Raw genomic sequence first — 25606 nt, 5'->3', positions numbered from 1 at the left:
TCACCCCCTTACTTCACCATACCTTTCAGCGCAAGCCGTATTAGCTCTTCTCGTGAAGCACCTGCCTGATAGTGAGCCTTGATCGCCTTCTCTGCATCAGCTGCCTTATACCCTAGCGCTTGCAGTGCACTTACTGCATCCTGCAAAACATCATGCTCTTCAAGTTGACCCGATGGCTCAGAGAATAAAGGTCCACTGTCAGTTTCCCAACCTTTTAGTCGATCACGCATTTCAATTAGCAAGCGCTCTGCCGTCTTTTTACCAACACCTGGTAGCTTGACTAACGTCGCAGTATCTTGGCGTTGAACACTTTGCACAAACTCTTTCGTTTCCATGCCAGAAAGAATGGTTAACGCCAGCTTAGGACCAACGCCATTCACTTTAATTAAAGCCCGGAATAACATACGCTCTTGCTGAGAGACAAATCCGTATAGCTGATGTGCATCGTCTCTTATTGCTAGGTGAGTAAAAAGTGTAACTTCACCACCCACCTCTGGTAGCTGATAAAAGCTACTCATTGGAGCTTCTAACTCATAGCCCACTCCCTGAACATCAATCATCAGTTCAGGAGGTTGCTTGATGACTAAAACCCCTTTTAAACGTCCAATCATAAATTTAAATTCGCATTTCAAACATCAACTAAAATGCTTCAACGTATCCGGCGACGCCGTGTACTTGAAGCCCCAGCAATTTTAATCAAACTCTGTTGTGTATGGGCATGGCACAAAGCAACAGCCAATGCATCAGCCGCATCAGCAGGGGGGCACCGAGACAGCTTTAGTAAATGCTGCACCATATGCTGAACTTGGGCCTTATCAGCACTACCTTTACCCACAACGGACTGTTTCACCTGGCGAGCAGAATACTCTGATACAGGGAGTCCCTGAGTAACAGCGGCGACAATAGCAGCCCCCCGCGCTTGCCCTAACTTTAATGCAGAATCTGCATTTCTTGCCATAAATACCTGCTCAATCCCCACCGACTGAGGCATATAACGCTCAATGACTGCCGTTATTCCCTGAAAAACTTCTTGCAAACGATCAGGCAAGTCTGTTGTTGTCATTCGTATACAGCCACTTGCCACATAATCTGTTTTTGCTCCAAGCTGACTAATCAAGCCATAACCTGTTACCCGAGAGCCTGGGTCAATACCTAGAATAATTGCCATGCTTAAATAATGTGCTACACCGATTCAAATCACTGTATAATTATACATCTATTGTTGTGATAGCAAGTATGTAAATAATACTAATGCACGTTAATAATCAACTAGCCTTCTTTTTCCTCAACGACTTTACTTACCTGACACTACCCTTCATTCATCAAAAAACCTGGTGCCACCCACCTGAAGCACCCAGCCAAAGATCAGCTTTAATGAATCAGAAACTTCCTGTTACAAACAAGTTCCTTTTGTTACCAAAACACTGTATTCCTTCTTAAATCAAGGGACTATTCTGTTTGGACAAGTAGCCGGCACTAAATAACAAAACGATTACAACTGATGAATATGTCTGAGTCCAAAAAGTCTATCCTCACGATTTCAGCAATTGTCTCCTGCCTGTTTATTATATTGCTTACGGCAAATTTGCTGTGATCGAGCTATAACCACCAAGCTGAACCTCTGAACATCTCGACCTTTGACTGCACCTTTCTAACACTGACACGATACCAGCATTACTGATTTTTAAGTTCTACCAACAACAACTGCTCCCCCTCAAGCATGCTACAACGCTTACACCTCATTGTAACTTTTCTGCAACAAAATATAGGTAATATAACAACAACCCACTTAGCTCTCTATTTGCCAGCAGTATTAACCGAAATCAAATAGTTACTTTCCATAAGCTAGGATTAAAAGCATGATGATTATCAAAAGATTGAAACTTTCTGACAATTCGTCATTGCGAAACCCAAAAAATTGTAGTAATTTTACAACATAAGTTATTCAGACATTCTTATTGATGTTAAACCTACATTCCATAAAGGAGGTGAGGTAGTACTGTCTCAGAATTGATTTTGTTTTGGTCAGAAACTTCTTGATCAAAACCAACACGTTTTAAGCCATCTTTGTATCAGCTTGTGTCAAGATCGTTATCTCCTCTTACTGCTTAACGTTCCGAAACCCTCTCACTGCACGACACAAGCTGTTTTTTTTCTTCCCCCTCCCCTTTCTAAAAAGCAATTTGATTCATTTTTGCTTGTCAAAACCTTATTATTTACACTTCAAAGTGTTTTTCACTGCTTTTTATACGGCAAACAAGGAGGTAAATCTGCCCAGTTATGCCATACTTCAACGAATATAATGAACCAAATACTATTCAAGCACATGGTATTGTCGTGCTTGAAAAAAAACACCAGGCCATCAAGGCACTGAAAAGAAAGCACAAACCATCAGTTCATGGCCACAAGCTATGGCACTCAAGCTTTCTACTCATGGACTATCTTAATTTTCACCCTCTACCTAATAAAGCTTCACTAATGGAAGTCGGTTGTGGCTGGGGAACAACCAGTATATTTTGCGCAAAACGCTTTGCTGCCAAAGCCACAGGGGTAGATTTAGATCCAAATGTTTTTCCTTACCTTCATACTCTGGCTGAATTTAACCAGGTAACGATTAATACTGAACAAGCCCCCCTGGAAAAACTCAGTAAAGCAAAGTTAGCCAACCACCATACGGTATTAGGTACTGATATCTGTTTTTGGGATGAGTTAGTCAACAAAGTTTACAACCTTATTCGACGCTCTTTACAGGCAGGCGTTACACAGGTAGTACTTGCTGATCCAGGTCGTTCAACGTTCCATCAGCTGGTTGCACGTTGCAGCAAAAAATATTCTACGGAGTGCCATCCCTGGTATACCCAAGACCCAGAGTTTATCTCTGGTTATGTGCTTTGTGTGAGTGCGCGTTAATACTCACTGAGGCTTCTGTCTCACCAAGCCTTGACTATACTGTTAGCAGTACAGCGACTTCACAACCAATATGGCGGTACTCGTGAGATATAGTCTATGGCTTCTGCTCAGCCTGTTTTACATAAAGAGCTTTGCCCTCGAGTTAAACGTTCGCGTTGTAACCGAGGAGTTTCCTCCTTATAACTATACCCAGAACAACAAACTGACTGGCCTCAGCACTGAGGTCGTTCAAGCCGTCTTCAAAGAACTTAATATTAACCCAGAGATTAGAGTCTATCCTTGGGTAAGGGCCTATCAAACAGCACTCAACGAACCTAATACACTTATTTTTTCAATAGGCAGAAATAAAAAGCGGGAAAACCTATTCCGCTGGGTTGGAGTGATTTCTCCTGCAAAATCCTTCTTATTTAGACTACCCAGCCGCAACGATATTGTGATCAACTCACTTAAGGATGCTAAGCAATATTTAGTTGGCACATTTCCAGAAAGTGTTCGTGAGCAGTATTTAATCGGTAAAGGATTTGAAAAAGGCGTGCATTTGGTCAGTACCTATAGCTATGAAAAGAGCTTCAAACTAATGATCAATAAACGTATTGACCTCTGGGCTATGAATGAGCTGGTAGCCTATCATATAGCCCGCAAAGCGGGCTATGACCCTCATAAAGTACTGAAAAAAGCCTTTTTTTTAGAAGAGCTTTCACCTGAAGGTTATTACATGGCATTTAACAAAGAAACCGATGCTGCCGTTGTAAAAGCTTTTGCAGATGGACTCAAAGCCATTAAACAAAAAGGTATTTATAAGCAGATTCAACAACAGCACCTCGGTAAATAACCTGATACCGTCCTAAATCTACACTTAGGATGAAAGCAACTTTTCATCAACTAACATACATTCTTTAAATAGTGGCTCCTGCCAAATACGCTCTAGGTAAGCAGCTAAAATAGGCCAACGCATTGGATCAACCTCATAATTAGCATATCGCGCATTTAAAAACTGACTACCTATTGATATTTCAACAATACCAAATGTATCAAACAAAAAATCTGAAGTCGGTACTTGTGACTCCAAATAATCAAGGACCGGCGGAATATCTTGATTAATGGCTTTTTCAACCCTTTGTTCATCAGCAGGTTGTTTTTTAAATTTTTGCTTAACAACACGCTCCAAAAATAACGGTGGACCCAGCACTTCCATCACCCGGCTATCCGCATACTCCTCAAGCCACATTGCCTGTGCTTTGAGCTTAGGATCAACAGGATACAGTTGATGTGCTTGTCCATACTGATCATTTAAATACAAGCAAATAATTGTTGAGTCTGGAATCGTTAAGTCACCATCAACTAATACTGGCACCTTTCGCAGTGGATTTAGACGGTCAAAATCCTTAGGCAAATCAAAAGGTATAACAGGCTTTAGCTCGTAATTAATCTTCAGCAACTTTAATGACAAAATGACTTTACGAACAAAAGGTGATAAAGGAACTCCATAGAGAAGCATAAGCATATTCCCTTAGCTGCATTTGAAAAGTAATACGCTAAAAGTACATTATGACCAAACCATGAAACAACAAATAAACCCTTCAAGTTCTGGTTCAATGTTTCTCAGTATACGCTGGAAACTGTATTTTCTAGTGGTGATTACCACCAGCTCAGTGGCTTTAGCCATGCTGGGCTTAATACAATGGAGCTTTGATCAAGGCTTTTTAAAATACATAAACCAGCAAGATAAAAACCAACTGGAGCAAATTGTTCCAGAAATTACTAGCTATTATCACCAGAGTAACAGTTGGCAACCCTTAGTTAACCACCCTCAACACTGGGCCGACTTACTGGCAAAAGCACTCAATCCTGCAGGACAAGAATCACGCCCCCCCATACCAATACACAGACCTCGGTTTAGAGCCTTTTTACGCCGTTATGTGTTACTTGATGAACAACAACAGTTGTTAATTGGCCACATTCCCAAGCAAGCCTCCCCCTTGATTCAGCCTATCGAAGCAAATAACCAGGTGGTGGGTTTTGTTGGCGTTATCCCAAGGAAAGAGCTATCAGACTTTAATGATATTGCTTTTGCCGAGTCTCAACGTCAATTGCTGTTAGTGATTACAGTTATTGTCATCGCTTTGAGTGCCCTCCTGACAATTCCTCTTGCCGGCTCTATTGTCAGCCCTGTTCAAAAGCTTCGAAAAGCAGTGAGCACCTTAGCCAACCAAAAACAAGCAACAACACTTGTGATTAAGCAAAATGATGAAATCGGTTTACTCGCCGCGGATTTCAACCAGTTAAGTCTCATTTTGGAACAGCAGGAAAACCTCAGACGACAATGGCTTGCGGATATTGCCCACGAACTTCGCACACCCATCAGTGTTTTACAGGCAGAACTTGAAGCGATTGAAGATGGTATCCGACCACTGACTCTAAATAGCATTCAATCGCTTCAGGATGACTTGGGACGACTGACACGCTTAGTTAATGACTTACACCACCTTGCCCAAGAAGATATTGGCGCTACTGACTACCACATGTCAGCCCAACCCCTACAACCAATTTTAGAAAAGCTAGCTAACCGCTATATGCCACTTCTTGAAAAACACCAGCTGTCCATTACTGTAATTGATCAGTGTGCAAAACCAGTTGATCTTGAAATTGATGCAGATCGCATACAACAACTGTTTATCAATTTACTATTTAACTCTCTTCACTATACAGATAGCCCCGGACAAATAAACGTTACACTTAAACCCTTAAACGATAAGTTACGTGTTATTTGGGAGGATTCTGCCCCCCAGGTTCCAGAGGACTCGCTGCCTTACTTATTTGATCGACTTTACCGTGTTGACTCATCCCGACAACGCGTAAAAGGAGGGGCGGGATTAGGTCTAGCAATTGTCAAAGCAATTACTGTTGCTCACCATGCCCAGATCTCAGCCGAACAATCATCTCTAGGAGGTTTAAAGTTAATTATTGACTTTCCGCAGTCAAAAACACGCTAAAACCTTAACCAACAACAATTGACTTAGACTAATTAAGTATCACTATGGATAAACAAATACTGGTTGTCGAAGATGAAGTAAAACTTGCACAACTGATGGCTGATTACTTGCAACACGCGGGTTTTAATCCATTTATTCTTAATGAGGGCACACATGCTGTTTCATGGGTTAAAACGAATCAACCGCAACTAATTTTGCTCGACTTGATGTTGCCAGGTATGGATGGTATTGAAATATGCAAGCAAATTCGCACATTTAGTAATACCCCACTGATAATGGTCACAGCCCGTATTGATGAAATCGATCGGTTGTTAGGTCTTGAGCTAGGTGCCGATGACTATATTTGCAAACCATTTAGCCCCCGCGAAGTGGTTGCAAGAGTCAAAGCCGTACTTCGCCGTACAAGTGAACCCTTCTCACCTGAAAGTGCACTACTTCATTTGGACAAGCATCAACTACGCGCTACGTTTTTTGGAGAGCATGTTCCTCTCACAGCCATTGAGTTTCAATTATTAGCGATTCTGGTGGATTACCCTCACCGCATTTTTAGCCGTAGCCAACTCATGGATAAAATCTACCAAGATCACCGTATTGTGAGCGAACGTACCATTGACAGCCACATCAAAAAAATCCGAAAAAAGCTAGCCACAATTAATAACAGTCAGGAAGTGATTCACTCAGTGTATGGTGCAGGCTATAAGTTTGAAGGATAATTTTAGAGGCACCCTGTTAACTTCCTTTTTTCCTCCACATTTCTTCCTTAATTAGCTTGTATCTTAAACCTCATAGACCAAAACATTCATTATGAGGTGAGCTACATGAAGCAAAGCATGAAACTAAAAGCTATCGCTCTGGTACTTCCATTGGTATTAGGCGGATTTGCATGGGGTGAGCAGGAAGGTAGACCTGACCCTGGTCAACGTGCAGCTAAAGAGCTAGGACTCACTGCTGAGCAAACACAATCATTTCAAACTATTATGAAAGCTCAACACCAGCAGCGTAAAGCTGTACATGAAAAGTACCGTGACCAAATTCAGGCAGAAATGGATCAGGTGTACCAAAGCACATTAAGCCAGTTAGAAAGTGTACTCACACCTGAACAGCTAGAAAAATTTAAAGCTCACCACGAGCAGCGTAAAAAAGCCATGATGGAAAAAGGTCCTCGCGGTAACAAACGCGGAGGAGACTGTGGTCCTGGCTGGAAACAAAAAAATACCAAAACTGAAGGGTAGCATGACAATAAAAAAGCAGAGGCCAAAACCTCTGCTTTTATGTTTAACGATATTTAATTGGACTTTACTAGAAAAAACAAAGCCACAACTAAGCAACAAAAGAGCAGCGAATAATTAAGCTTTCTTATAAATACTCTAACAAGGACTCTGGAAAATCGGCATTTGAATAAACGTTTTGTACATCATCCAAATCTTCTAACCGATCAATCAGTTTTAGCACTTTTTCTCCATCTTCATCCGTTAGTGCAACGGTGGTTGATGGAATCATTGTAACTTCAGCATTAACAGGCTCCAGCCCTGCTTCCATCAATGTCGCTTTTACCTCAGAAAAATCCGCAGGCTCAGTAACAACATCAACAGAGCCATCATCATTACTGACAACATCTTCTGCGCCTGCTTCTAAAGCAGCCTCCATGACAGAGTCTTCATCAATATCGGGTGAAAAACAAATCTGACCTTTTTTCTCGAACAAATATGCAACAGAACCATCTGTACCTAGGTTCCCACCATGCTTTGAAAATGCATGACGAACTTCTGCCACTGTTCTATTGCGGTTATCGGTCATAACCTCGACATAAATTGCAACACCTGCTGGCCCATACCCCTCGTACGTCAACTCTTCAACGTTATCAGAGTCATTGGTTCCAGCTCCACGAGCAATCGCACGATCAATTGTGTCACGGGTCATATTACTGCTTAATGCCTTATCGACCGCAGCACGCAACCTTGGATTATCTTCAGGAATAGGCCCACCTTGTTTTGCAGCAACCACCAGTTCACGAATTAGCTTGGTGAAAATCTTACCTCGCTTAGCATCTTGCGCAGCTTTACGGTGTTTAATATTGGCCCACTTACTATGACCAGCCATAACTATCTCTCCTAAATCGTATACAGCAAGACTGTCATCTTTTTGTATTCAACACCTGGATTTGGCTCAATAACAGGTAAACCAGAAAGAGAAAAAGATGACACTCCTGAAAAAATATTCGCTAAAAAAACAGTTCACTTAAAAAAGTGACTCAGCAATTGCTGAGTCACTATGTACACCTAAGCACATATCCTGAAGGATCGATTTACATATTAAATATGTTTACGAATACGGATATTGAGTTCATGTAACTGTTGTGTATCCACTTCACTTGGCGCCTGTGTCATAACACAAGATGCGGTTTGCGTTTTAGGAAAGGCAATAACTTCTCTAATTGAAGATGTCTCTGTCATCAACATGACCAAGCGATCCAAACCAAACGCTAAACCACCATGTGGAGGGCAACCATATTTTAAGGCATCCAATAGGAAGCCAAACTTATCTTTCAGCTCTTCTTCACCAAGCCCAAGCACCTCAAAAACAGATTCCTGCATTTGCTGGTCATGAATACGAATGGAACCACCACCTAGCTCAGTGCCATTCAGTACCATGTCATAAGCCCGAGAAAGTGCCGTATCAGGATTCGCTTTTAGTGCTTCAGGTGAACATGCTGGTGAAGTAAATGGGTGATGCAAAGCAGTCCAGCCACCTTTTCCATTTTCTTCAAACATAGGGAAATCAATCACCCATAATGGCGCCCAGGGACGTTCAATAAGGTTTAAGTCTTCACCCAACTTAACGCGCAGCGCACCGATCGACTCATTAACCACTTTGGCCTTATCAGCCCCAAAGAAAATAATATCGCCATCTTTTGCATCCAGGCGCTTCATCAGGGCTTGAATCGTTTCTTCCGGAATAAACTTCAAAATAGGTGACTGTAATCCATTGATACCATCATTTATTGCATTCACCTTAATCCAGGCTAAACCTTTTGCGCCATAGATGCTGACATACTTGCCATAGTCATCTATTTGTTTACGTGACAATGACGCACCACCAGGCGCTTTTAACGCAACAACACGGCCTTTAGGATCATTAGCTGGACCGTTAAATACTTTAAATTCAACACTTTGCATTAAGTCATCAATGCTGGTTAGCTCAAGTGGAATACGCAAATCTGGACGGTCTGAGCCAAAGCGCTCCATAGCTTCTGCATAGGTCATGCGTGGAAATTCACCCAAGTCAATATCCAACAGATTACTAAACAGTTGACTGACCATTTTTTCAGTCATTGACATAATGTCTTCTTCATTCATAAAAGAAGTCTCAATGTCAATTTGGGTAAACTCTGGTTGACGATCAGCACGTAAGTCTTCGTCACGAAAACATTTGGCAATTTGATAATAACGGTCAAACCCAGAAACCATTAATAGCTGTTTAAATAATTGTGGAGACTGAGGAAGTGCATAGAAGCTCCCTGGGTGCACGCGGCTTGGCACTAAGTAATCTCGCGCACCTTCGGGTGTTGCTCGAGTTAAAATCGGGGTTTCGATATCCAAAAAGCCGTTTTCATCCAAAAAGTTACGGATAATCGAAGTTACCTTAGAACGGAAACGCAGCTTGTTTTGCATTTCTGGACGGCGCAAATCGAGAAAACGGTATTTTAATCGAACATCTTCACCCACTGCAGAGTACTCGTCCAAAGGAAAAGGCGGTGTTTCTGCCTGATTAAGGATTTCAATTTGCTTACCAAGGACTTCTATTTCACCAGTAGCCATATCAGGGTTGCTTGAGCCTTCTGGGCGCGCTCTTACCTTACCCACAATGGAAATCACGTATTCACTGCGTACTTTATCTGCTAACTGGAAAGCTGCTTGCTCATCAGGGTCAAAAACAACCTGAGCAACACCCTCCCGATCACGCACATCAAGAAAGATCACACCACCATGATCTCGTCTCCGATGAACCCAACCACACAGTTTTACTTCCTCTCCAATATGAGATGCTCTTAAGTCGCCGCAATAATGGCTGCGCATAATAGTTGTACCCTGTTTTACTAAATTGACATTCGATAATCAGACGATCAGCTACTGGTTGTGGCTGCTTTTGTAGATGTTTTCGTTGTGCCAGAAGCGGCATTCTTATTGCTGGCGCTTGATTCACTTGTCTTACTGGCAGATGCTTTATTATCACTTTCTGCCAGATTCTTTTTCTTACCGGTTTTAAAATCAGTCTCGTACCAGCCCCCACCTTTTAATCGAAAGGCAGGTGCACTTAATCGTTTACGAAGGGCATCAGTATTACACTGAGGGCAACTAACCAATGGCTCATCACTTACCTTCTGAATAACTTCTAAAGCATGTTGGCATTGACCACACTCATACTCATAGATTGGCATTGACTTTTCACCTCGACTACAACAGCCAACTAACCGCGTTCTATCCTGTTTAGACAAAGCCGTGCATTATACCGCACCTTGCTAAAAAAGGTCAGCCTTTTCGCATAGTCTCAGCGCTTATTAATGCCCAAAAAGATAGATTGCTACATTACCTCTCTTCACTTTAGTTTCCCCTTAAGACAGCCTAATACCCCAAGACAACTTAGTACCTCAAAACAATTTCATAAAAGTAGCCTGCGATCAATCAGAGAGTAATCAGGATTTGTGCCCATGCAATACTTGAACTCATTTGCTCATCCCGCAGTAGAAGACCATCCTTGGCCTCTACTGCTCACGGTGCTCCCAGCACCTGCTTCACAAACAAGTTCAAGCATTGCAAACCTACTTTTTACTCTCCTCAAATCACGTTTAAATAAATCATAATGATATTTCGATGGGTGGATAGATGAGACAAAAGGATGGATAGTGCATTCAAAATCCGAACGAAGGTACTTAAAAAATAGTTTTAAAGGCAAAATGTCATGTGATTGACCTAGTCTCCTGTACCTTAACACTAAAACAACAAAAAATAGCAAAAGATAAAAAACACCAGTTATCAAAAGTCAATATAAGAAGAGCTCACTGCATAGCACTATGATCAAAGCAATAAATTAGCAATATTAATAACAAAATTTCGCAATAAACAATCATTACATTCTTGTAAAAGCGTTATGTTCTAGACATAATAGGCATAATCTGACACCGAATTAACACAAATTAAAAAATACTAATTTAACCGTGTTTAATACACCAACTAGCAATCTTATAGAGCAGTAATAGAAGTCAATAAGAACGTAACTAAGTAAAAAGAGAAGTAGAACTTAGCTTATGCAGTGCAAGTTGCTAGCCCAATTACCCAACTCCTTATGTTTTTCTCCCAAAGCACATTGCTTACCAGCTTTTTCTGCTTCTGAACGCTGTTTTAGTCTTTCTGTGCGAATTTCAGCCATTTCAATTAGGTAAACAGATGGGGAATAAAACAGATTACAGCTTTTAGAAATAACACATGAAAATGTCGTTGCATTCATTGTTGTTTTTTATTAAAAACACAACAATGCGTCAGTTCTAACTTTGAGCTGATTAGGTAAGATCTGTCATATATTGACAGTGCAGTGAGTCAAACAGGCATGCCGAATCGACTCATAACACACAACACCTTAGGAGTAGGTCACACAATGAAGATGTTTAAACTTTCTGCATTGAGCGCAGCTGTTTTTGCTGCAGCCTCTGCAACAGCAGTAACAGCGCAAGCTGAAGGATTTATTGACGATAGCTCAGCTACATTGAGCATTCGTAACCAATACCGCAACGAAAGCGGTGTAAATGGCAAAGCTTATGATCGTAAAGAGTGGATACAAGGCTTCCAGCTTGACTATAAGTCTGGCTACTTTATGGACATTATCGGCTTTGATTACTCTGCAGGTGCTGCCTTTAAACTCGACCAACCAGCTAATGACAGCAGAACTGGTGAGTGGAGTACAACAAACTTACCTCAAGACGGTACCAGATCTGATGTAAATGATATTGCAGGCACTAACCAAGCTTACTTAAAAGCGAAATTTGGTGATGAAAACCTCAATGCTAACTTGAAGTTTGGTCTACAAAAAACTTGTACTGAGTTATTCTGCCCTTCAGGTTCTCGCGTATTACCCGCTTCTTCTTATGGTACTTATCTGGAAGCTAACGCACAAAGCCTTAAAGTATATGGTGCTCGCTGGACTAAAGTTCATAGTCGTAGCCAAAGTTTCTTCTATGATGACATGAAAGATGATTTTGGCAACCGTGTTGATAATGTCAAAATTCTGGGTGCTTCCTACAAATTTGACAATGGTTTAGGTGTTTATGGTGAATATGGTAAGTCTGATGACTACTTGAAAAAATACCTCGCTAAAGTTGACTACACCATTGACCTAGGTAACGAAACTTCTCTGTTACTAGATGCTCGTTATGGAAAGGCTAAAGATGCTGGTGATGGCTATAATGATAAAGGCCCTCGCTACAATGGTAACTACGAAAGCCGTTACTATAACTTGACTGCAACATTGTCTATCCAAAATCTCTCTGTTTTTGCTGGCTTCAACAAAACCATGGATGGCGACTGGGATGGGGAATGGCACAATAACTACGACCATAATGGTGCATTTAACTCAAGCTTAGACCTATGGCAGGGTTATAACCGTGAAGACGAGCGTGCTTGGGTAGTTGGAGCAAGCTATAAGTTTGACGACCTTGGCTTACCAGGGTTTGAGGCAGGTACACGCTATGCTCACAGCTCAGGTATTGACCGAGGTGCTCTATCTGCTGGAGAGAACCCAATAACAAATGATGACCAAGCTCACGAGTGGGTTCAGTGGGCTAAGTACACTGTTCAAAGTGGCCCAATGAAAGACTTTTCGGTTTATGTTGAGCATGCTCGTGGCGATAACCCAACAGGTGGTGATGAGGACGGAACCCTTGTACACCTGCAGTACGACTTGGCTATCTTCTAGTCTCCCGAAAAGTTCATACTTTTCTTGCTAAAAAAACGCCGCATCTGCGGCGTTTTTTTATTCTTGTAATAAATCCCGTCTATATTTGTTAGCAAAATCTCATGGAAGATCCATACTAGGAAAGGTAATGGAACAAAAAACACACATGGACTTGTGTATGAATAAAACTTTTCCACGGTTATATCGGGGCCACTTCTTCGTTCCAGTGACATTACACCATGTAATACGTGTAAGGAGTTCGCCTGACGTTTCATAGTCGGCGGCACTAGGGCAGTTTTGGCTGTGGTTTCCGTAATATCCCCTACACTAAACCTGTGATTACAGATAAATCACTCACAATAAACACAATACGACTAGGAGTAGGTCACAAATGAGAACTTTTAAATTAACCTCACTGAGTGCAGCAATCCTTGCAGCTAGTGCACTTGTTCCAACAACATCTCAAGCTGCTGGCTTTGTAGACGACAGTAGTGCTACGCTGGGTATAAGAAATTACTACTTCAATGAAAATGGTCTAAATGGCAATACCTTTGACCGTAAAGAGTGGGTACAAGGTTTACAATTTAGCTTTTCTTCTGGCTACTTGTGGGACATGATTGGTTTCGACTATGGCGCAGGAGCTGCAATGAAGCTAGATAACCCTGCAAATGCAACCGGCTACAGCATCACAAACTTACCAGCAGATGGCAGCAGTACAGCTGATGCCAACGACATTGCTGGTACCAATATTGCCAATTTAAAAGCTAAATTTGGCGGTGATGATATGAATGCTAATTTAAGATTTGGCCTGCAACGCTCTTGTACTGAATTATACTGCCCATCTGGTTCACGTATTTTAGAAGCCACGTCATACGGCACCTATCTTGAAGGCAACATTGAAAGCCTAAAATTATATGGTGCCCGCTGGACTCAAATACACTCACGTAATAACAGCTTCTTTGCTGAAGGCTTTCAAGATGCGATGGGGGATGAAATCGACCATCTTTATATTTTTGGAGCAGCCTATAAGTTTGATAATGGGCTAGGCCTTTATGCGGAATGGGGTAATTCTGATGATTACCTAGAGAAACAGTTCCTCAAGTTTGACTACACCTTTAATTTAGGTAGCGGCATTACCTTATTAATCGATGGCCGCTGGGCTGATGCGGAAGAAGATGGTAATGGTTATGCAACCCAAGGGTATGAAAGTACCTATTGGAACCTATCAGGTACAATTACCGTTAATGATTTTTACGTTAAACTGGGCTACAACAAAACATCTGATGGTGACTGGGATGGTGAGTGGCACGCTAACTTCCAACAGGATGGCGCCTACAACTCTACCCTCGACCAATGGCAAGGCTACAATCGTGAAGACGAACGTGCTTGGATTGTAGATATTGGTTATGACTTCGCCAACATCGGTTACCCAGGACTCGTAGCAAATACCTATTATGCCTATGGTACTGATATAGATGATGCCTCTCTAGCCGCTGGTGCTAATGCTACTACTAGTGACGACAATGCTCATGAATGGGGGCATTACATCACCTATACCGTACAAAGTGGACCAATGAAAGACCTTTCTGTTGAGTGGCAACATTTCCGAGTAGATAATCCAGTCTTAGGAGATGAAGATACTAACCGCATAAAAATCAGATACGATATTGCTCTCTTTTAAGAATTAATTAATCTGCATTCTATAAACGCTGCATTTGCAGCGTTTTTTTATTTAAAACGAAAGTTGTGGATATATCCTTCACTGTGGCTATATATAGCCATAATGAATCATTTTTAGGTGTCAAAATAAAGTGGTATATACTCACAGCGAAGGGTTATTTAGGCGAGGCCACCGAGCGATGAAGCCCCAGGAGTTTAGATAAACTAAATGACTGGGGTGGCAGTTAAATGCTCCTGCATAAACTGCATTCCCACCATCCTTGGTGGTCAAGAGCGATAGTAACAAAGCCTAAAAATCATTCGCGAAGAGTATATTTATATTTTATAAATATTCTTTTAATTTATATTTAATACAGATCTGCAAACAATAACCTTGCTCCTGAATACCTGCAGCAAAAAATACTCATTGATAGCTAAGGGTATTAATGAGTGTGTAAATGGAAAAGATATCGCTTGGCGGCCCTGTTAGAGCATTAAGAACCGCTGTGGTTGCTATCGCTAGCCTTAACAGACCAGACTAGCCCCACCAAAAATCCTTTACTGTGGGTATAAACATAAGGAGCTGTTTATGCAATTATCTAAAATCACACCACCAAATACCTCATCAAGGCTAATACTTTATACTTTTTTGTACAGCACACTGAGTATTTATAATATTACAGCTCATGCGAACAGCTCTGAAGCTAAACTTGATTTAACGCTTAGAAATTACTACTTCAACCGGGATTACCGCCATGAAAATGGTGACATTAGAGCGGGTAACCAAGATGGTAAACGCAAAGCCTGGACCCAATCATTTCTTTTTGACTATCAGTCTCCATACTGGCATAACCTGATTGGCAGTGATCTTTCTATCTGGAACACACTTAAATTAGATGGTGGAAAAGGAACTGGTAGAAATGCTTTAACAATTACCCAGGAAGATGCAGATCAAGTAAGCTACTCATCACTCGGCGTAGCGCTCATAAAATTTAATCTGGAAAGTTTCTGGAATACAACCGTAAAGGCTGGCCGACAAACATTTGAAACCCCTTTGGCCCTGTATTCAGATAGCCGCTCACAACCTTCTGCTTTTTCTGCAGTTCATATTCATAGCCAACCAGCTGATCGCTTTAATATAAATTTACTGGGAATATACGAAGCAAAAGATAAAGACGATAGTGGCTTTGATGATATCCATTATGAGTACGGATTTGCCATTAGCCGAGATAAAATTGAGCATGCATATACATTAAGCATGGATTATACCTATGAAAATGGTCTCTATTTAGCTGCTCAGGCATTGACAGCTAAGGATGCCTATAACGCTTATCACTTAGAAGCAAGCTATAGCTTTCCACTTAATAACTGGTTAAACATCGATGTTGCAGGACTTTGGGAACGACAAAAAGACACTGGAAACTTTAATGATGACAATCCAGGTTCAGTGGGTATTGATAATGATTTATTTAGCTTTAGCTTAGCTTTTAGACTGGGTGACTACTCAAAATTTACTATTATTTCACAAAACCTAACAGGTGATAGCGGTTTTGATTATTTTGCTGAAGGTGATCCTTGGTGGTTCAATAGCATCCAATATTCAGACTTTAACTTTGAGGATGAAACATCTTGGCAAACTCGATTTGATTATGACTTTTCTGGTATTGGTTTTCCTGGTCTTACAGGTCTGATTCGTTATGGTTACGCCAACGATGCCAAACCCTTTGATAGCAGTACCAATGATGAATATACCGAGTGGGAGCGAGACCTTGAGTTACGTTATCAAGTACCTAGTGGACATTTAAAAGGGATGGATATTAGAGTACGACATGCAACCTACCGCTCCCATCAATCCATGGGTAATGGTGGTGCCATTGACGAGTTCCGCATTATTGTTAATTACACATTACCATTAATATAACCACTGTTTTTTAATGCTAGAAAAATCGGTGTTAAATACTCTGTGCTAAACAAAAAATGCACCCGTTAGTGGGTGCATTTTACAAAACACTACAATTAAGATGCTGATCAGCACCTTAAAATAGCTTAGCTTTCAGCCATGTCTTTCAATTTTTTCAATGCACGTACTTTTACTTGCATAGAAGCAGGCTTAGCTTTAAACATCATTTCTTCACCTGTAAAAGGATTGACCCCTTTACGCGCTTTAACTGCAGGTTTTTTCTTAGTTGTAATTTTAAGGAGTCCAGGCAGTGTAAACTCACCGCAAGCACGCTTTTTGATATGACGCTCAATTACGTTTGCAAGCTCATCCAACACATTCTGTACATCTTTTTTGGCTAACTCAGTAGTCTCAGCCAACTCATTCAGTAACTGAGTTTTAGTGTATTTTTCTTTGATAGCAGCAGGTGCTTTGCGTTTTGCTTGTGCCATTGCTATTTAACTCCAAGAATAAAACATATTTTAACTAAACGAACCATGCTTCCAGGCTTTTAGCTCTTTCATTGTAATATACGCCAACTAAAGAGTATGCCTATAGAAACACTTTAGATTTCAGTCAGTTATCCTTGATAAAAGGTCAATTATCATTTGAGACAAAATAATCTATAAAGTTCGCTTTGTCTTTACAATGGATTCAGATAATGACTGTCGCTAAGTATGTAAGACAATGCTGTGTATTTGGGAAGTACACTAAACCAAACGATTGAGCCAACTTGTTACTCAACACAGTTTGGTAAAAAGCTTGTATACGCAATAGTACTTAGCACACACAAAATCTCTTAGATTACAGCTTAAAAAGCTTATCATCATAGCAGGAAACTATAATACAAGTCTTTCCAGGACGCACGCTTTTTATACTGAAAAATAACATTTTCTTTTTCTTTTTTTACATAAACAACAGGTTTAGCCTGACTTAGTTAATATGTCAGCTTAGAATCCTCCTACAGATTCAATGTCTTAGACTACACTTAAGGAGTAAAGCCTAGTGCTTTCACTTATGACAGTAGTATAAATATACTTTTTGCTTTGTGTACTAGTGATGGCTTTCAATCGCTTTTCTGGTTAACCCCTTTTACTCTTTGAGCAAGCCATCACTTAACTTTTTTAATCATCACTAAAATTAAATATAAACAATATGAAATTAGCCAAATTACTCCGCATCGTACATTGTTATCTTGGGCTTATAGCCTTTTTGTTAACGTTAATTAGTGTGCCTATTTTTTTTCTAGAAGCACATATGCCTCTACCCTCAATAGATGCTTTGAATATGTTAAGCCTTTCTCTCATCAATCTCCTGGTCGGCAGCCTGTTCAGCTTACCGCTATCACAACGTTTATGGTGGCTTCAGCTGCTTGGCTCCATACTGTTACTTATTAGTTTGTTAGCGAGCATGATTACAGCACTCACAGACTCTTCTCTTTTTCAAAGCCTCCATATAATCTGGCTAATGCTGTTTGGTGTAGTATTTTCCGCCTGCGCTCATTGGCATAACTTCCGGCTACACGCCAACATTGTTTGGAATACAGCTGCTCGGGAAACAGGAACTGTTAAATGGTTTAATGTCAGTAAAGGGTTTGGATTTATTTCTCGAGCACGAGGTGATGATGTGTTTGTTCACTTCAAAGCAATACGCGGCCAAGGACACCGTACTCTCACAGAAGGTCAGCAGGTTGAATTTCTGGTAACCGCTCGTGATAAAGGTTTACAGGCTGAGGATGTGGTCAGTACTCCACCTGATATGTTCCACTTGGAGTATGATGAAGATACGCCCCCTCCCCCACAAAGTAATAACGACTGATAATGTAGGCAAACAAGGATTTGTCTCAATAGAGCCCACAAAAATGTTAGATCTACAGAAGCATTACAGGATCTAACAAGAGTGGCTTAAATAACGCTAGTACTTCTTTTTAAATCAGAAAAGTCGCTACCTGCACAGCCCAAAAAATGCTGTGCAGGTAATGCGCTTTTGCTTCATTTAACTGATGCTACTTTTCGCCCCCCCCATTACCTAATCTTATGGGTAACAGGGATTGATTAATAATGTGGAGGCTTCTCAGCTTGCTGTGAAGCTTGAATTAACTCAGGCAATACTTGTAACTGGTCCTTAAGGTAATCCACCTCTCGTCGTAATGCATCAATCGACTGTTGTTGTTCAGCAACCACCTTATTGAGTGCCTGTAACAAGTCTTCTTGAAACGCCACTTGCGTCTGTAAATCAATAAGCATCTGATCCATCGTGAGACCTTTAACACTCTGTAGCGTAAGTTAAATACGTTGTAAATACCGTGTGCAAACGTGCCTTAAGCGCTTCTACAGCCTCTGGCTCATAAGCTTTTGCGGGTAACTTACCCCATACTGGCTCTGGCCAGGCATCATCGGACTGTTGCCGAGCAATAATGTGAATATGCAGCTGACGTACTTTGTTACCCAGTGCAGCAATATTCATTTTATCTGCTGCAAAAATATCTTTAAGCTTTTCACTAATGTAGCTTACTTCCCACCACAACTGTTGTTGATCTTGGGCTGAAAGTTGGTAAATTTCTTCAATACCAGGAACACGAGGTACTAAAATAAACCACGGGTATCGTTGATCATTCATTAATAACAAGGATGATAAAGAAAAGTCCCCAACCTTAATCGTATCCTGTTGTAACTGTTCAGCTAAAGTAAAACCTTTCGTTACTTCCATCTTTCGCTATCCTCTCATCAACGCCATAAAAATACACTAATCACAGATATTGATAATATGTGATCATAGCAATCCGCAGCAATGCACCGTAAAATACCTGCTTTTTGGAACACAACTGGTAGCCAACTATGCGCACAACTGAATTCTTTATTCCCACCTTAAAGGAAACGCCTACTGATGCCGTAGTTATCAGCCATCAACTGATGCTGCGTGCAGGAATGATACGAAAACTGGCTTCAGGGTTGTATACATGGTTACCGCTGGGTTTACGTACCTTACGCAAAATTGAACGTATTGTTCGTGAAGAAATGGACAAAGCTGGGGCAATTGAACTATTAATGCCTGCCGTTCAGCCAGCAGAGCTTTGGCAGGAGTCTGGGCGCTGGGAGCAATATGGCCCTGAGCTGCTACGTATTAAAGACCGTCACCAAAGAGACTTTTGTGTAGGGCCGACTCATGAAGAAGTCATTACGGATATCGCTCGTCACGAACTCAGTAGTTACAAGCAATTACCTATTAATTTTTACCAAATTCAAACTAAATTTCGTGATGAAATTCGCCCCCGCTTTGGTGTCATGCGTGCCCGTGAGTTTGTCATGAAAGATGCTTATTCATTCCATCTGAATGAAGACAGCATGCAGCAAACCTATGAACGCATGCATACTGCTTACTGCAATATCTTCGATCGTTTAGGCCTCAATTACCGCGCAGTAGTTGCTGATAGCGGGAGTATTGGTGGTAGCACTTCACATGAGTTTCACGTATTGGCAGAGTCAGGTGAAGATGCTATCGCATTCAGTAATAGCAGTCAGTACGCTGCAAATGTTGAAAAAGCCGTTGCCTTACCAGACACAACAGCACGCCCTGCGGCAACAGCCGAGTTATCTAAAGTAGAAACCCCTAATCAGCATACGATTACGGATATTGTCTCCTTTTTCTCAGTTGAGCCAAAACAGACACTGAAAACACTTGTCGTCCATGGCAACCCAGATGAACAAGGTAATACAACACTGGTTGCACTTGTAATTCGCGGTGATCACCAGCTGAATGAAGTCAAAGCTGAAAATATCCACTCTGTCGCTCAACCACTCACATTTGCCTCTGATGCAGAAATACAAGCACAACTCAACTGCCAACCTGGTTCCATAGGCCCAGTGGGGTTATCTATTCCTATTGTGGTAGATCACTCTGCAGCTCACTTAGCCGACTTTATCTGTGGTGCCAATGAAGATGGCTACCACTATACGGGTGCCAACTGGGACCGTGACTGCCAATATACAACCGTTGCTGATATTCGTAATGTCGTCAATGGTGACCCAAGTCCTTGTGGTCAAGGGGAGCTTGTTATCAAGCGAGGTATTGAGGTAGGACACATTTTCCAGCTCGGCGCTAAATACAGCAAGGAACTGAATGCAACCGTTTTAGATGAGCAGGGTAAGTCAGTGACTATGCTGATGGGTTGCTATGGTATTGGTGTATCACGTATTGCAGCGGCAGCCATAGAGCAAAAAAATGATGATCATGGGATTATCTGGCCCGACGCGATAGCACCCTTCCAAATTGGTATTGTGCCACTGAAAATGGATAAATCAGAGCAGGTTAAAACTACAACAGAACAGGTTTATCAACAACTTACTGCTGCAGGTTTTGATGTTTTGCTCGATGATCGCGATCGTAAAACCAGCCCAGGTGTAAAATTTGCAGAAATGGAGCTTATTGGCGTGCCACACCGTTTAGTGATTGGTGATCGCGGCCTAGCAGAAGGTACTATTGAATATAAGCACCGCTCTGCAGAAGATTCTACGACTGTACCTGTATCTGAAATTGTCGATTTTTTCAAAGATAAAATTACACTTTAATAAAATGCTTATCGGATACATCCGATATGAAGTGCCCAATGGGCACTTCACTTAAGCACCTCATCGCCTATTCGTGTAACTTAACAGTATTTTACTTTTCAAAAATATAATGCAACAAGTAAGGTATAGATAAGTAAAATCTGGCAGGATTGCCTTTTGGTCATTAACTTTTATGCAGCAACTTCACGTTATATCAAATCAACTCAAAAACGATACCCTTTTTCAACTAGACTTCAAAACTGCTTTATGTCTGGCTGCCTTTTTTTTGAGTTTATTTGTTCAACCAGGTTTTGCTGGTCGACAACAACCCGCTGACGCAGAAATCCGCTCATTATTAAAAAAGACCGTCAGTGAAGCCTCTAGCTTTTATGATAAATATGATGCTGAAGTGTGGCTTGTGGATATGAATTCTCGTATGGCTCGCTTTGTCAAAGCACCAGATAAACGGCTAGCCATGCTCAAAATGATCCACCAAGAAGCAACCCGTGCAGGATTACAGCCCGAACTTGTACTCTCTGTTATTCATGTAGAAAGTTTATTTAATCGTTTTGCTGTTTCCAGAGTAGGTGCTCAGGGAATAATGCAAGTGATGCCTTTTTGGAAAAACGAAATAGGCCGCCCGCAAGATAACCTGATTGATTTGGCCACTAACTTACGCTACGGATGTACTATTTTAAGCCACTATATTAAGAAAGAACGAGGCGATCTAATTCGAGCATTAGCACGCTATAACGGCAGTCTCGGAAAAACCTGGTATCCCCGCAAAGTTATGACCGCCATGTATAAATATTGGTATCCCCAATAGTCACTGCATTACGTAGCTAATATAATAAGCCTTTAGCGCACACCAAATTCATGATAATCCTCCCACGGGATTTCACTTACCTCGATATGCTGGACATCTGCCATAGGGGGTCCCTTTGACAGCCAAGCCTCAAGCGTATTCACCGCTTGACTATCGCCACACATCACAACCTCTACTCGCCCATCAGGAAGGTTATATGCATAACCACTAACCCCTAACTGTACAGCCTTAAGCTGAGTAGAACCTCTAAACCACACACCTTGAACTCGCCCAGTCACCCACGCTTTTTTACAAATTTTTGTCATAAAAACTCCATTTTACTCTCAACTATTTTTATTGAGCAGCGGCTATTGCTAGTTTTATTGATTCTAGTGTTTGTGGACCTACCAATTGTTTCACCACCTTTCCGTTTGGGCTAATCACTAACGTCGTAGGTAACACCTGAGGCCTTGTCCAGTTTAGCTGGGCGGTTGGATCTTGTTTAAACACGGGGAACGCTATTTTTAACTGAGCAACTTGTTGCTGTAACTCTGTAATATTTTCAATATTGTCAAAGTTAATGCCAAGTACACTCACATTGGCTTGTGTGTCTATTTTGTTAAGTTCTGGAATTTCTTTTATGCAGGGTGTACACCATATCGCCCAATAGTTAATCAGTAACCACTGTCCCTGATAATCAGTAATATCAAGTGGTTTCCCGTAGCTGTCATAAAAATCAGGACGATTACAACCAATTAGACTTAGACAAAATAACAAAAGCAGAACTATTCTGAAATGTAGAATCGTCATAAGGCTGTCACTAGTTATTGAGTGGAGAATTATAAGTGCATTAATTAAATACTTACTGAATCGAGGTGGATAATAACGCGTATATCCTTTGCATGCGATAGCAGTAAGGAGAGCTTATGCCAAAGAGCAGCCTAGAATTATATATACCAAAACAACAAATTACTCGTAGTGCAATTATCAATTGCTCCCCAAAGGCCATAAAACAAGAGTTAAAAGAACTTCCTCTAGCCAATATGCCTGCTGCTTTGCGGCAAACCTGTGCCTTACTTTCTCTTATAAATCGAACTAAATTCAGCGACTCTGCCCGTTTAGGCATAATGCAGTGTTTTGATAACACCTTTCGCAATATTAATGATTATTATCACTCTAAAAGCCAGCAGTATATACAGCAAATTACACCTACTGAGCAGCACAAACTATCTGAGTTGAAGGAAGAAATGGCCTTTGGCTATAAAATCATATTGCAAGAAGCCATAAGCAGAGATGACATGAACCATAAGCCAATGGCTGATATTGTTTATATGGCGATGTTTTATCTCTGCCAATGCCTGATGCAGCATTATGATACATTTACCCAACCTGGCCTGTACCTCTGGAAAGAAGTCAATCACTTATTTAAGTTTGCAGAAGACCACAAGTTTTATCGAATTGCCGTCAAACGACAGTTTCAGCCCATAGCGGGCGAAAATGTTGAAGAGTTGTATAAACAGATAATGTTGGTTGAAATGGCCAACCCCTATCACTTGGCTCCAGGTGAAGCCTGGTTCCTTTACTCTTATTTGGGCAAACATGCTAATTATGCCAGGATGACAGATAGCTCTGAGCAATCTGACCCTTCGCAATACTTTTCAATTAATCTCAATAGTGAGCAACGTCCACATAATGCTTTTAGTCACTCGCAGCGGAGTGATGACCCTATTCGCTACTTATTTCCTGAAAAGCTTGTTGCCCTTCTTGACCAGCATGTAAGTACACTTGCTGGTGGCCATCGGCCCGCTGAAATCGGCATCCCAACAGCGACAAAAACTCAGCAAGTCATTGAGTTACTGTGCAATGTAAAAGAAGTATGGCGCCAAAGCCGACATCGTTTAGGGTTACGCATTCCCTGTAATTCATTTACTGCTATTGTCTGGGGCGTTGATACCATTCATCAGTTACTATCACCAGAAAAACAAAAAGAAGTTTTACAGGATAGTCAGTTACACCGCACAACAGGCCGCATGGTTAACGAAAGTGAAAACGGGTTTTGTCTAAAATTAACCCATGTTAATTATTCTGATTTCCACAACGGTCAAGTCATCGCCATGCGCAGTGATAAACAGTCTCACCCCCGCTGGATACTGGGCATTATCCGCTGGCAACAACAAGACGCTGAAGCACAGGAAAGTCTTGTAGGTGTGGAATACATTCGCGGCTTAGTTCGTCCTATCACACTCAAAACTCTTACTGAAAAAAGTAAAACCCAACGTACAACAGATGGTCTACTTGTTACAAACAAGGTTAATGGCCGGCAGCAGCATAGCGTTTTAGTCAGTGCTGGCGTCTATATCCCTGGTAAAGGGCTGCAGTTAGAAGTACCTCAGCAAGGCAAGGAGTACGATATTCAAGCTGATGACTTACTGCAGCATACATCATGTGTTGACCGTTTTTCCTTTAAAGCTTACGTTGCTTGAGGGATACAAGTCAGCATTATGATGTGCATCTTCGAAACCTAACTGATTCCCTGAGTGGTAATCAAAAAGCTGTGTTAGCGTTATGGGTAGTTGTTGCTCTGCATAGTGGTGAATATGGGCAATACGAGCCACTAAAAATCCTAACCAGTCAGGCCATGACTGTTGCTGGATACGACTTAGCTCATTTTCACTGGGAAGTTGCCAGGGGATAGAACGGCAAAATGACCAGCAATTAACCAAAGCTAAATCATGCCCAAGAATCAGCTCACCACTATCATCTTTGGTGATAATACCCTGTTCATGCAGCCATTTAGTACATAATTCCCACTGCTCTTGACTTACTGGCCAATTAGCTTGGTGCATATGTTGATAGCTTGTTGCCAGTCCTTGCTGGAATCGCTCCCGAAATACTTCAGCTATAACAATGACGGCAAGAGATGTGGGTAAAGGTTCTCGGGTCTGCAAATCATGCCAAAAATTCAAAGCTCTTACTAACTCAGCTCCCAACAAAATAATATTCCAGGAAAGGTAAATCCATAATAAAAACAGAGGAACTGCCGCAAATGCGCCATAAACTAGCTCATAACTTGGCGATAAAGAAACAAATAACGCAAAACCTTTTTTGGCCAGTTCAAATAAGGCTGCCGCTAATAGCCCGCCCAATAATGCGTGCTTAAAACGAACGGGGCGATTAGGTACTGCGATATAAATCAAGCAAAATGCTGCTGCCGTAAGGAGTGGAGGTACTATTTGCAACAACCACTGACGACTAATAATTAAATCCGTCGCATCCATAATAAGTTCGACAGAAGTAATATATGATGTCAGCGCAAACCCACAGCCCAGTAGTAGTGGTCCCAAGCTTAAAATAGCCCAATATAATAAAAAGCTGGCAAGCCCTTTTCGTCCTTGCTCTACACGCCAGATTTTATTGAGCACCTCTTCTATGGTTTTTAACATCAGCAACGCAGTGACAATCAAGAATGCTACCCCCACAAACGTCAGTTTACGTGCTTGTGTAGAGAAGTCAGCTAAATATGACTGTACTGTCGCACCGGCAGAAGGCACAAAGTTACTAAATATAAAACTCTGAATTTCATCACCCACGCCCTGAAATGTCGGAATTGCTGCAAGCATGCTGTAAGTAACAGTCATTAATGGCACAACAGCAAAAAGTGTTGTATACGTCAGTGCCGCAGCGCTTTGTAAACAGCCGTCCTGAACAAAACGCTGACCAATATAACGGGCAAATACGGCAAGCTTACGCAATACCATCATCAATTCCATGCAAAAGCTCCAGTAGTTTTATATGCCTACCAGTAAAG

23 protein-coding genes and 1 pseudogene are annotated in these 25606 nt (G+C 41.3%); 12 read left to right on the top strand and 12 right to left on the bottom strand.

Features of this window, described 5'->3' with window-relative positions; translation table 11 throughout:
- Positions 1 to 8: 8 nt before the first annotated feature.
- Together ruvA and ruvC are read right to left on the bottom strand one after the other, a co-directional pair.
- Positions 9 to 611: a Holliday junction branch migration protein RuvA gene (ruvA, locus tag KHS79_RS02200; RefSeq protein WP_212716287.1), complete on the bottom strand. Its 603-nt coding sequence runs from the start codon at positions 609 to 611 to the stop codon at positions 9 to 11.
- Between the two features lie 38 nt (positions 612 to 649).
- Entirely contained in the window at positions 650 to 1168 is a 519-nt protein-coding gene (gene ruvC / locus KHS79_RS02195; protein ID WP_212716285.1) for a crossover junction endodeoxyribonuclease RuvC, read from the bottom strand.
- Between the two features lie 1112 nt (positions 1169 to 2280).
- On the opposite strand from ruvC, the gene KHS79_RS02190 reads away from it, so the two are divergent.
- On the top strand, positions 2281 to 2910 hold the full coding sequence (locus KHS79_RS02190) for a class I SAM-dependent methyltransferase (RefSeq protein WP_212716284.1): 630 nt from the start codon (positions 2281 to 2283) through the stop codon (positions 2908 to 2910).
- 82 nt (positions 2911 to 2992) lie between these two features.
- Positions 2993 to 3742 carry a substrate-binding periplasmic protein gene (locus tag KHS79_RS02185; protein WP_212716282.1) on the top strand — a complete coding sequence of 250 codons (750 nt, stop codon included), beginning with the start codon at positions 2993 to 2995 and terminating at the stop codon, positions 3740 to 3742.
- A gap of 24 nt (positions 3743 to 3766) precedes the next feature.
- Here the strand turns inward: KHS79_RS02185 and KHS79_RS02180 are convergent, their stop codons facing one another.
- On the bottom strand, positions 3767 to 4408 hold the full coding sequence (locus tag KHS79_RS02180) for a glutathione S-transferase family protein (RefSeq protein ID WP_212716272.1): 642 nt from the start codon (positions 4406 to 4408) through the stop codon (positions 3767 to 3769).
- A gap of 61 nt (positions 4409 to 4469) precedes the next feature.
- On the opposite strand from KHS79_RS02180, the gene KHS79_RS02175 reads away from it, so the two are divergent.
- From KHS79_RS02175 to KHS79_RS02165, 3 genes are all read left to right on the top strand, one after another.
- Entirely contained in the window at positions 4470 to 5903 is a 1434-nt protein-coding gene (locus tag KHS79_RS02175; protein WP_212716270.1) for an ATP-binding protein, read from the top strand.
- Between the two features lie 44 nt (positions 5904 to 5947).
- Entirely contained in the window at positions 5948 to 6616 is a 669-nt protein-coding gene (locus KHS79_RS02170) for a response regulator (RefSeq protein ID WP_212716269.1), read from the top strand.
- Between the two features lie 105 nt (positions 6617 to 6721).
- Positions 6722 to 7135: a Spy/CpxP family protein refolding chaperone gene (locus KHS79_RS02165; RefSeq protein ID WP_212716267.1), complete on the top strand. Its 414-nt coding sequence runs from the start codon at positions 6722 to 6724 to the stop codon at positions 7133 to 7135.
- A gap of 124 nt (positions 7136 to 7259) precedes the next feature.
- Here the strand turns inward: KHS79_RS02165 and KHS79_RS02160 are convergent, their stop codons facing one another.
- The 3 genes from KHS79_RS02160 to KHS79_RS02150 all read right to left on the bottom strand — a co-directional run bounded on the left by KHS79_RS02160 (position 7260) and on the right by KHS79_RS02150 (position 10341).
- Positions 7260 to 8003: a YebC/PmpR family DNA-binding transcriptional regulator gene (locus KHS79_RS02160; RefSeq protein ID WP_212716265.1), complete on the bottom strand. Its 744-nt coding sequence runs from the start codon at positions 8001 to 8003 to the stop codon at positions 7260 to 7262.
- A gap of 212 nt (positions 8004 to 8215) precedes the next feature.
- Positions 8216 to 9979, bottom strand: a complete 1764-nt coding sequence (gene aspS, locus KHS79_RS02155; protein WP_212716263.1) for an aspartate--tRNA ligase — start codon at positions 9977 to 9979, stop codon at positions 8216 to 8218.
- Between the two features lie 47 nt (positions 9980 to 10026).
- Positions 10027 to 10341 (bottom strand): FmdB family zinc ribbon protein, encoded by a 315-nt coding sequence (locus tag KHS79_RS02150; protein WP_094786475.1) that lies wholly within the window; start codon positions 10339 to 10341, stop codon positions 10027 to 10029.
- Between the two features lie 1214 nt (positions 10342 to 11555).
- Here KHS79_RS02150 and KHS79_RS02145 point away from each other — a divergent pair.
- From KHS79_RS02145 to KHS79_RS02135, 3 genes are all read left to right on the top strand, one after another.
- Entirely contained in the window at positions 11556 to 12869 is a 1314-nt protein-coding gene (locus KHS79_RS02145; RefSeq protein ID WP_212716261.1) for an OprD family outer membrane porin, read from the top strand.
- Positions 12870 to 13239: 370 nt separating this feature from the next.
- Positions 13240 to 14529: an OprD family outer membrane porin gene (locus KHS79_RS02140; RefSeq protein ID WP_212716258.1), complete on the top strand. Its 1290-nt coding sequence runs from the start codon at positions 13240 to 13242 to the stop codon at positions 14527 to 14529.
- A gap of 567 nt (positions 14530 to 15096) precedes the next feature.
- Positions 15097 to 16428: an OprD family outer membrane porin gene (locus tag KHS79_RS02135; RefSeq protein ID WP_212716256.1), complete on the top strand. Its 1332-nt coding sequence runs from the start codon at positions 15097 to 15099 to the stop codon at positions 16426 to 16428.
- Positions 16429 to 16553: 125 nt separating this feature from the next.
- Here KHS79_RS02135 and KHS79_RS02130 read toward each other — a convergent pair whose 3' ends face one another.
- Complete coding sequence (locus KHS79_RS02130; RefSeq protein ID WP_027706539.1) at positions 16554 to 16898, bottom strand: HU family DNA-binding protein; 345 nt, start codon at positions 16896 to 16898, stop codon at positions 16554 to 16556.
- A 1099-nt stretch (positions 16899 to 17997) separates the two neighbouring features.
- Here KHS79_RS02130 and KHS79_RS25780 point away from each other — a divergent pair.
- Positions 17998 to 18186 (top strand): annotated as a pseudogene (locus tag KHS79_RS25780) (cold shock domain-containing protein); the annotation flags it as partial.
- A gap of 314 nt (positions 18187 to 18500) precedes the next feature.
- Here the strand turns inward: KHS79_RS25780 and KHS79_RS02120 are convergent.
- Both KHS79_RS02120 and KHS79_RS02115 read right to left on the bottom strand, forming a co-directional pair.
- On the bottom strand, positions 18501 to 18701 hold the full coding sequence (locus KHS79_RS02120) for a SlyX family protein (RefSeq protein ID WP_027706540.1): 201 nt from the start codon (positions 18699 to 18701) through the stop codon (positions 18501 to 18503).
- A gap of 10 nt (positions 18702 to 18711) precedes the next feature.
- Entirely contained in the window at positions 18712 to 19155 is a 444-nt protein-coding gene (locus tag KHS79_RS02115) for an HIT domain-containing protein (RefSeq protein WP_027706541.1), read from the bottom strand.
- A gap of 128 nt (positions 19156 to 19283) precedes the next feature.
- Between KHS79_RS02115 and KHS79_RS02110 the strand changes: the two genes are divergently transcribed.
- Both KHS79_RS02110 and KHS79_RS02105 read left to right on the top strand, forming a co-directional pair.
- Positions 19284 to 21014, top strand: a complete 1731-nt coding sequence (locus KHS79_RS02110; RefSeq protein WP_212716255.1) for a proline--tRNA ligase — start codon at positions 19284 to 19286, stop codon at positions 21012 to 21014.
- A gap of 172 nt (positions 21015 to 21186) precedes the next feature.
- Positions 21187 to 21819, top strand: a complete 633-nt coding sequence (locus KHS79_RS02105; protein WP_084611050.1) for a lytic transglycosylase domain-containing protein — start codon at positions 21187 to 21189, stop codon at positions 21817 to 21819.
- Positions 21820 to 21851: 32 nt separating this feature from the next.
- On the opposite strand, the gene KHS79_RS02100 is transcribed toward KHS79_RS02105, so the two are convergent.
- Together KHS79_RS02100 and KHS79_RS02095 are read right to left on the bottom strand one after the other, a co-directional pair.
- Positions 21852 to 22124, bottom strand: coding sequence for an acylphosphatase (locus tag KHS79_RS02100; RefSeq protein ID WP_094786467.1), 273 nt, complete (start codon positions 22122 to 22124; stop codon positions 21852 to 21854).
- 28 nt (positions 22125 to 22152) lie between these two features.
- The gene (locus KHS79_RS02095) at positions 22153 to 22608 is read right to left on the bottom strand and encodes a TlpA family protein disulfide reductase (protein ID WP_094786466.1); all 456 of its coding nucleotides are present in this window, start codon (positions 22606 to 22608) and stop codon (positions 22153 to 22155) included.
- A 116-nt stretch (positions 22609 to 22724) separates the two neighbouring features.
- Between KHS79_RS02095 and KHS79_RS02090 the strand changes: the two genes are divergently transcribed.
- On the top strand, positions 22725 to 24281 hold the full coding sequence (locus KHS79_RS02090; protein ID WP_212716253.1) for a hypothetical protein: 1557 nt from the start codon (positions 22725 to 22727) through the stop codon (positions 24279 to 24281).
- Here the strand turns inward: KHS79_RS02090 and KHS79_RS02085 are convergent.
- Entirely contained in the window at positions 24240 to 25568 is a 1329-nt protein-coding gene (locus KHS79_RS02085) for a YihY family inner membrane protein (protein WP_212716251.1), read from the bottom strand. The genes KHS79_RS02090 and KHS79_RS02085 overlap by 42 nt on opposite strands.
- Positions 25569 to 25606: the final 38 nt, after the last annotated feature.

This window comes from Zooshikella ganghwensis (assembly GCF_018263875.1).
GTDB classification, from domain to species: domain Bacteria; phylum Pseudomonadota; class Gammaproteobacteria; order Pseudomonadales; family Zooshikellaceae; genus Zooshikella; species Zooshikella ganghwensis.
The sequence above is the reverse complement of the archived record's forward strand: the minus strand, read 5'-3'. Positions and strand labels throughout refer to the sequence as shown.

Excerpts from the sequence above, each read along its gene's own strand:
- ruvA (WP_212716287.1), bottom strand. The coding sequence starts at position 611 with ATGATTGGACGTTTAAAAGGGGTTTTAGTCATCAAGCAACCTCCTGAA.
- ruvC (WP_212716285.1), bottom strand. The coding sequence starts at position 1,168 with ATGGCAATTATTCTAGGTATTGACCCAGGCTCTCGGGTAACAGGTTAT.
- KHS79_RS02190 (WP_212716284.1), top strand. The coding sequence starts at position 2,281 with ATGCCATACTTCAACGAATATAATGAACCAAATACTATTCAAGCACAT.
- KHS79_RS02180 (WP_212716272.1), bottom strand. The coding sequence starts at position 4,408 with ATGCTTCTCTATGGAGTTCCTTTATCACCTTTTGTTCGTAAAGTCATT.
- KHS79_RS02175 (WP_212716270.1), top strand. The coding sequence starts at position 4,470 with ATGAAACAACAAATAAACCCTTCAAGTTCTGGTTCAATGTTTCTCAGT.
- KHS79_RS02170 (WP_212716269.1), top strand. The coding sequence starts at position 5,948 with ATGGATAAACAAATACTGGTTGTCGAAGATGAAGTAAAACTTGCACAA.
- KHS79_RS02165 (WP_212716267.1), top strand. The coding sequence starts at position 6,722 with ATGAAGCAAAGCATGAAACTAAAAGCTATCGCTCTGGTACTTCCATTG.
- KHS79_RS02160 (WP_212716265.1), bottom strand. The coding sequence starts at position 8,003 with ATGGCTGGTCATAGTAAGTGGGCCAATATTAAACACCGTAAAGCTGCG.
- aspS (WP_212716263.1), bottom strand. The coding sequence starts at position 9,979 with ATGCGCAGCCATTATTGCGGCGACTTAAGAGCATCTCATATTGGAGAG.
- KHS79_RS02150 (WP_094786475.1), bottom strand. The coding sequence starts at position 10,341 with ATGCCAATCTATGAGTATGAGTGTGGTCAATGCCAACATGCTTTAGAA.
- KHS79_RS02145 (WP_212716261.1), top strand. The coding sequence starts at position 11,556 with ATGAAGATGTTTAAACTTTCTGCATTGAGCGCAGCTGTTTTTGCTGCA.
- KHS79_RS02140 (WP_212716258.1), top strand. The coding sequence starts at position 13,240 with ATGAGAACTTTTAAATTAACCTCACTGAGTGCAGCAATCCTTGCAGCT.
- KHS79_RS02135 (WP_212716256.1), top strand. The coding sequence starts at position 15,097 with ATGCAATTATCTAAAATCACACCACCAAATACCTCATCAAGGCTAATA.
- KHS79_RS02130 (WP_027706539.1), bottom strand. The coding sequence starts at position 16,898 with ATGGCACAAGCAAAACGCAAAGCACCTGCTGCTATCAAAGAAAAATAC.
- KHS79_RS02120 (WP_027706540.1), bottom strand. The coding sequence starts at position 18,701 with ATGGATCAGATGCTTATTGATTTACAGACGCAAGTGGCGTTTCAAGAA.
- KHS79_RS02115 (WP_027706541.1), bottom strand. The coding sequence starts at position 19,155 with ATGGAAGTAACGAAAGGTTTTACTTTAGCTGAACAGTTACAACAGGAT.
- KHS79_RS02110 (WP_212716255.1), top strand. The coding sequence starts at position 19,284 with ATGCGCACAACTGAATTCTTTATTCCCACCTTAAAGGAAACGCCTACT.
- KHS79_RS02105 (WP_084611050.1), top strand. The coding sequence starts at position 21,187 with ATGCAGCAACTTCACGTTATATCAAATCAACTCAAAAACGATACCCTT.
- KHS79_RS02100 (WP_094786467.1), bottom strand. The coding sequence starts at position 22,124 with ATGACAAAAATTTGTAAAAAAGCGTGGGTGACTGGGCGAGTTCAAGGT.
- KHS79_RS02095 (WP_094786466.1), bottom strand. The coding sequence starts at position 22,608 with ATGACGATTCTACATTTCAGAATAGTTCTGCTTTTGTTATTTTGTCTA.
- KHS79_RS02090 (WP_212716253.1), top strand. The coding sequence starts at position 22,725 with ATGCCAAAGAGCAGCCTAGAATTATATATACCAAAACAACAAATTACT.
- KHS79_RS02085 (WP_212716251.1), bottom strand. The coding sequence starts at position 25,568 with ATGGAATTGATGATGGTATTGCGTAAGCTTGCCGTATTTGCCCGTTAT.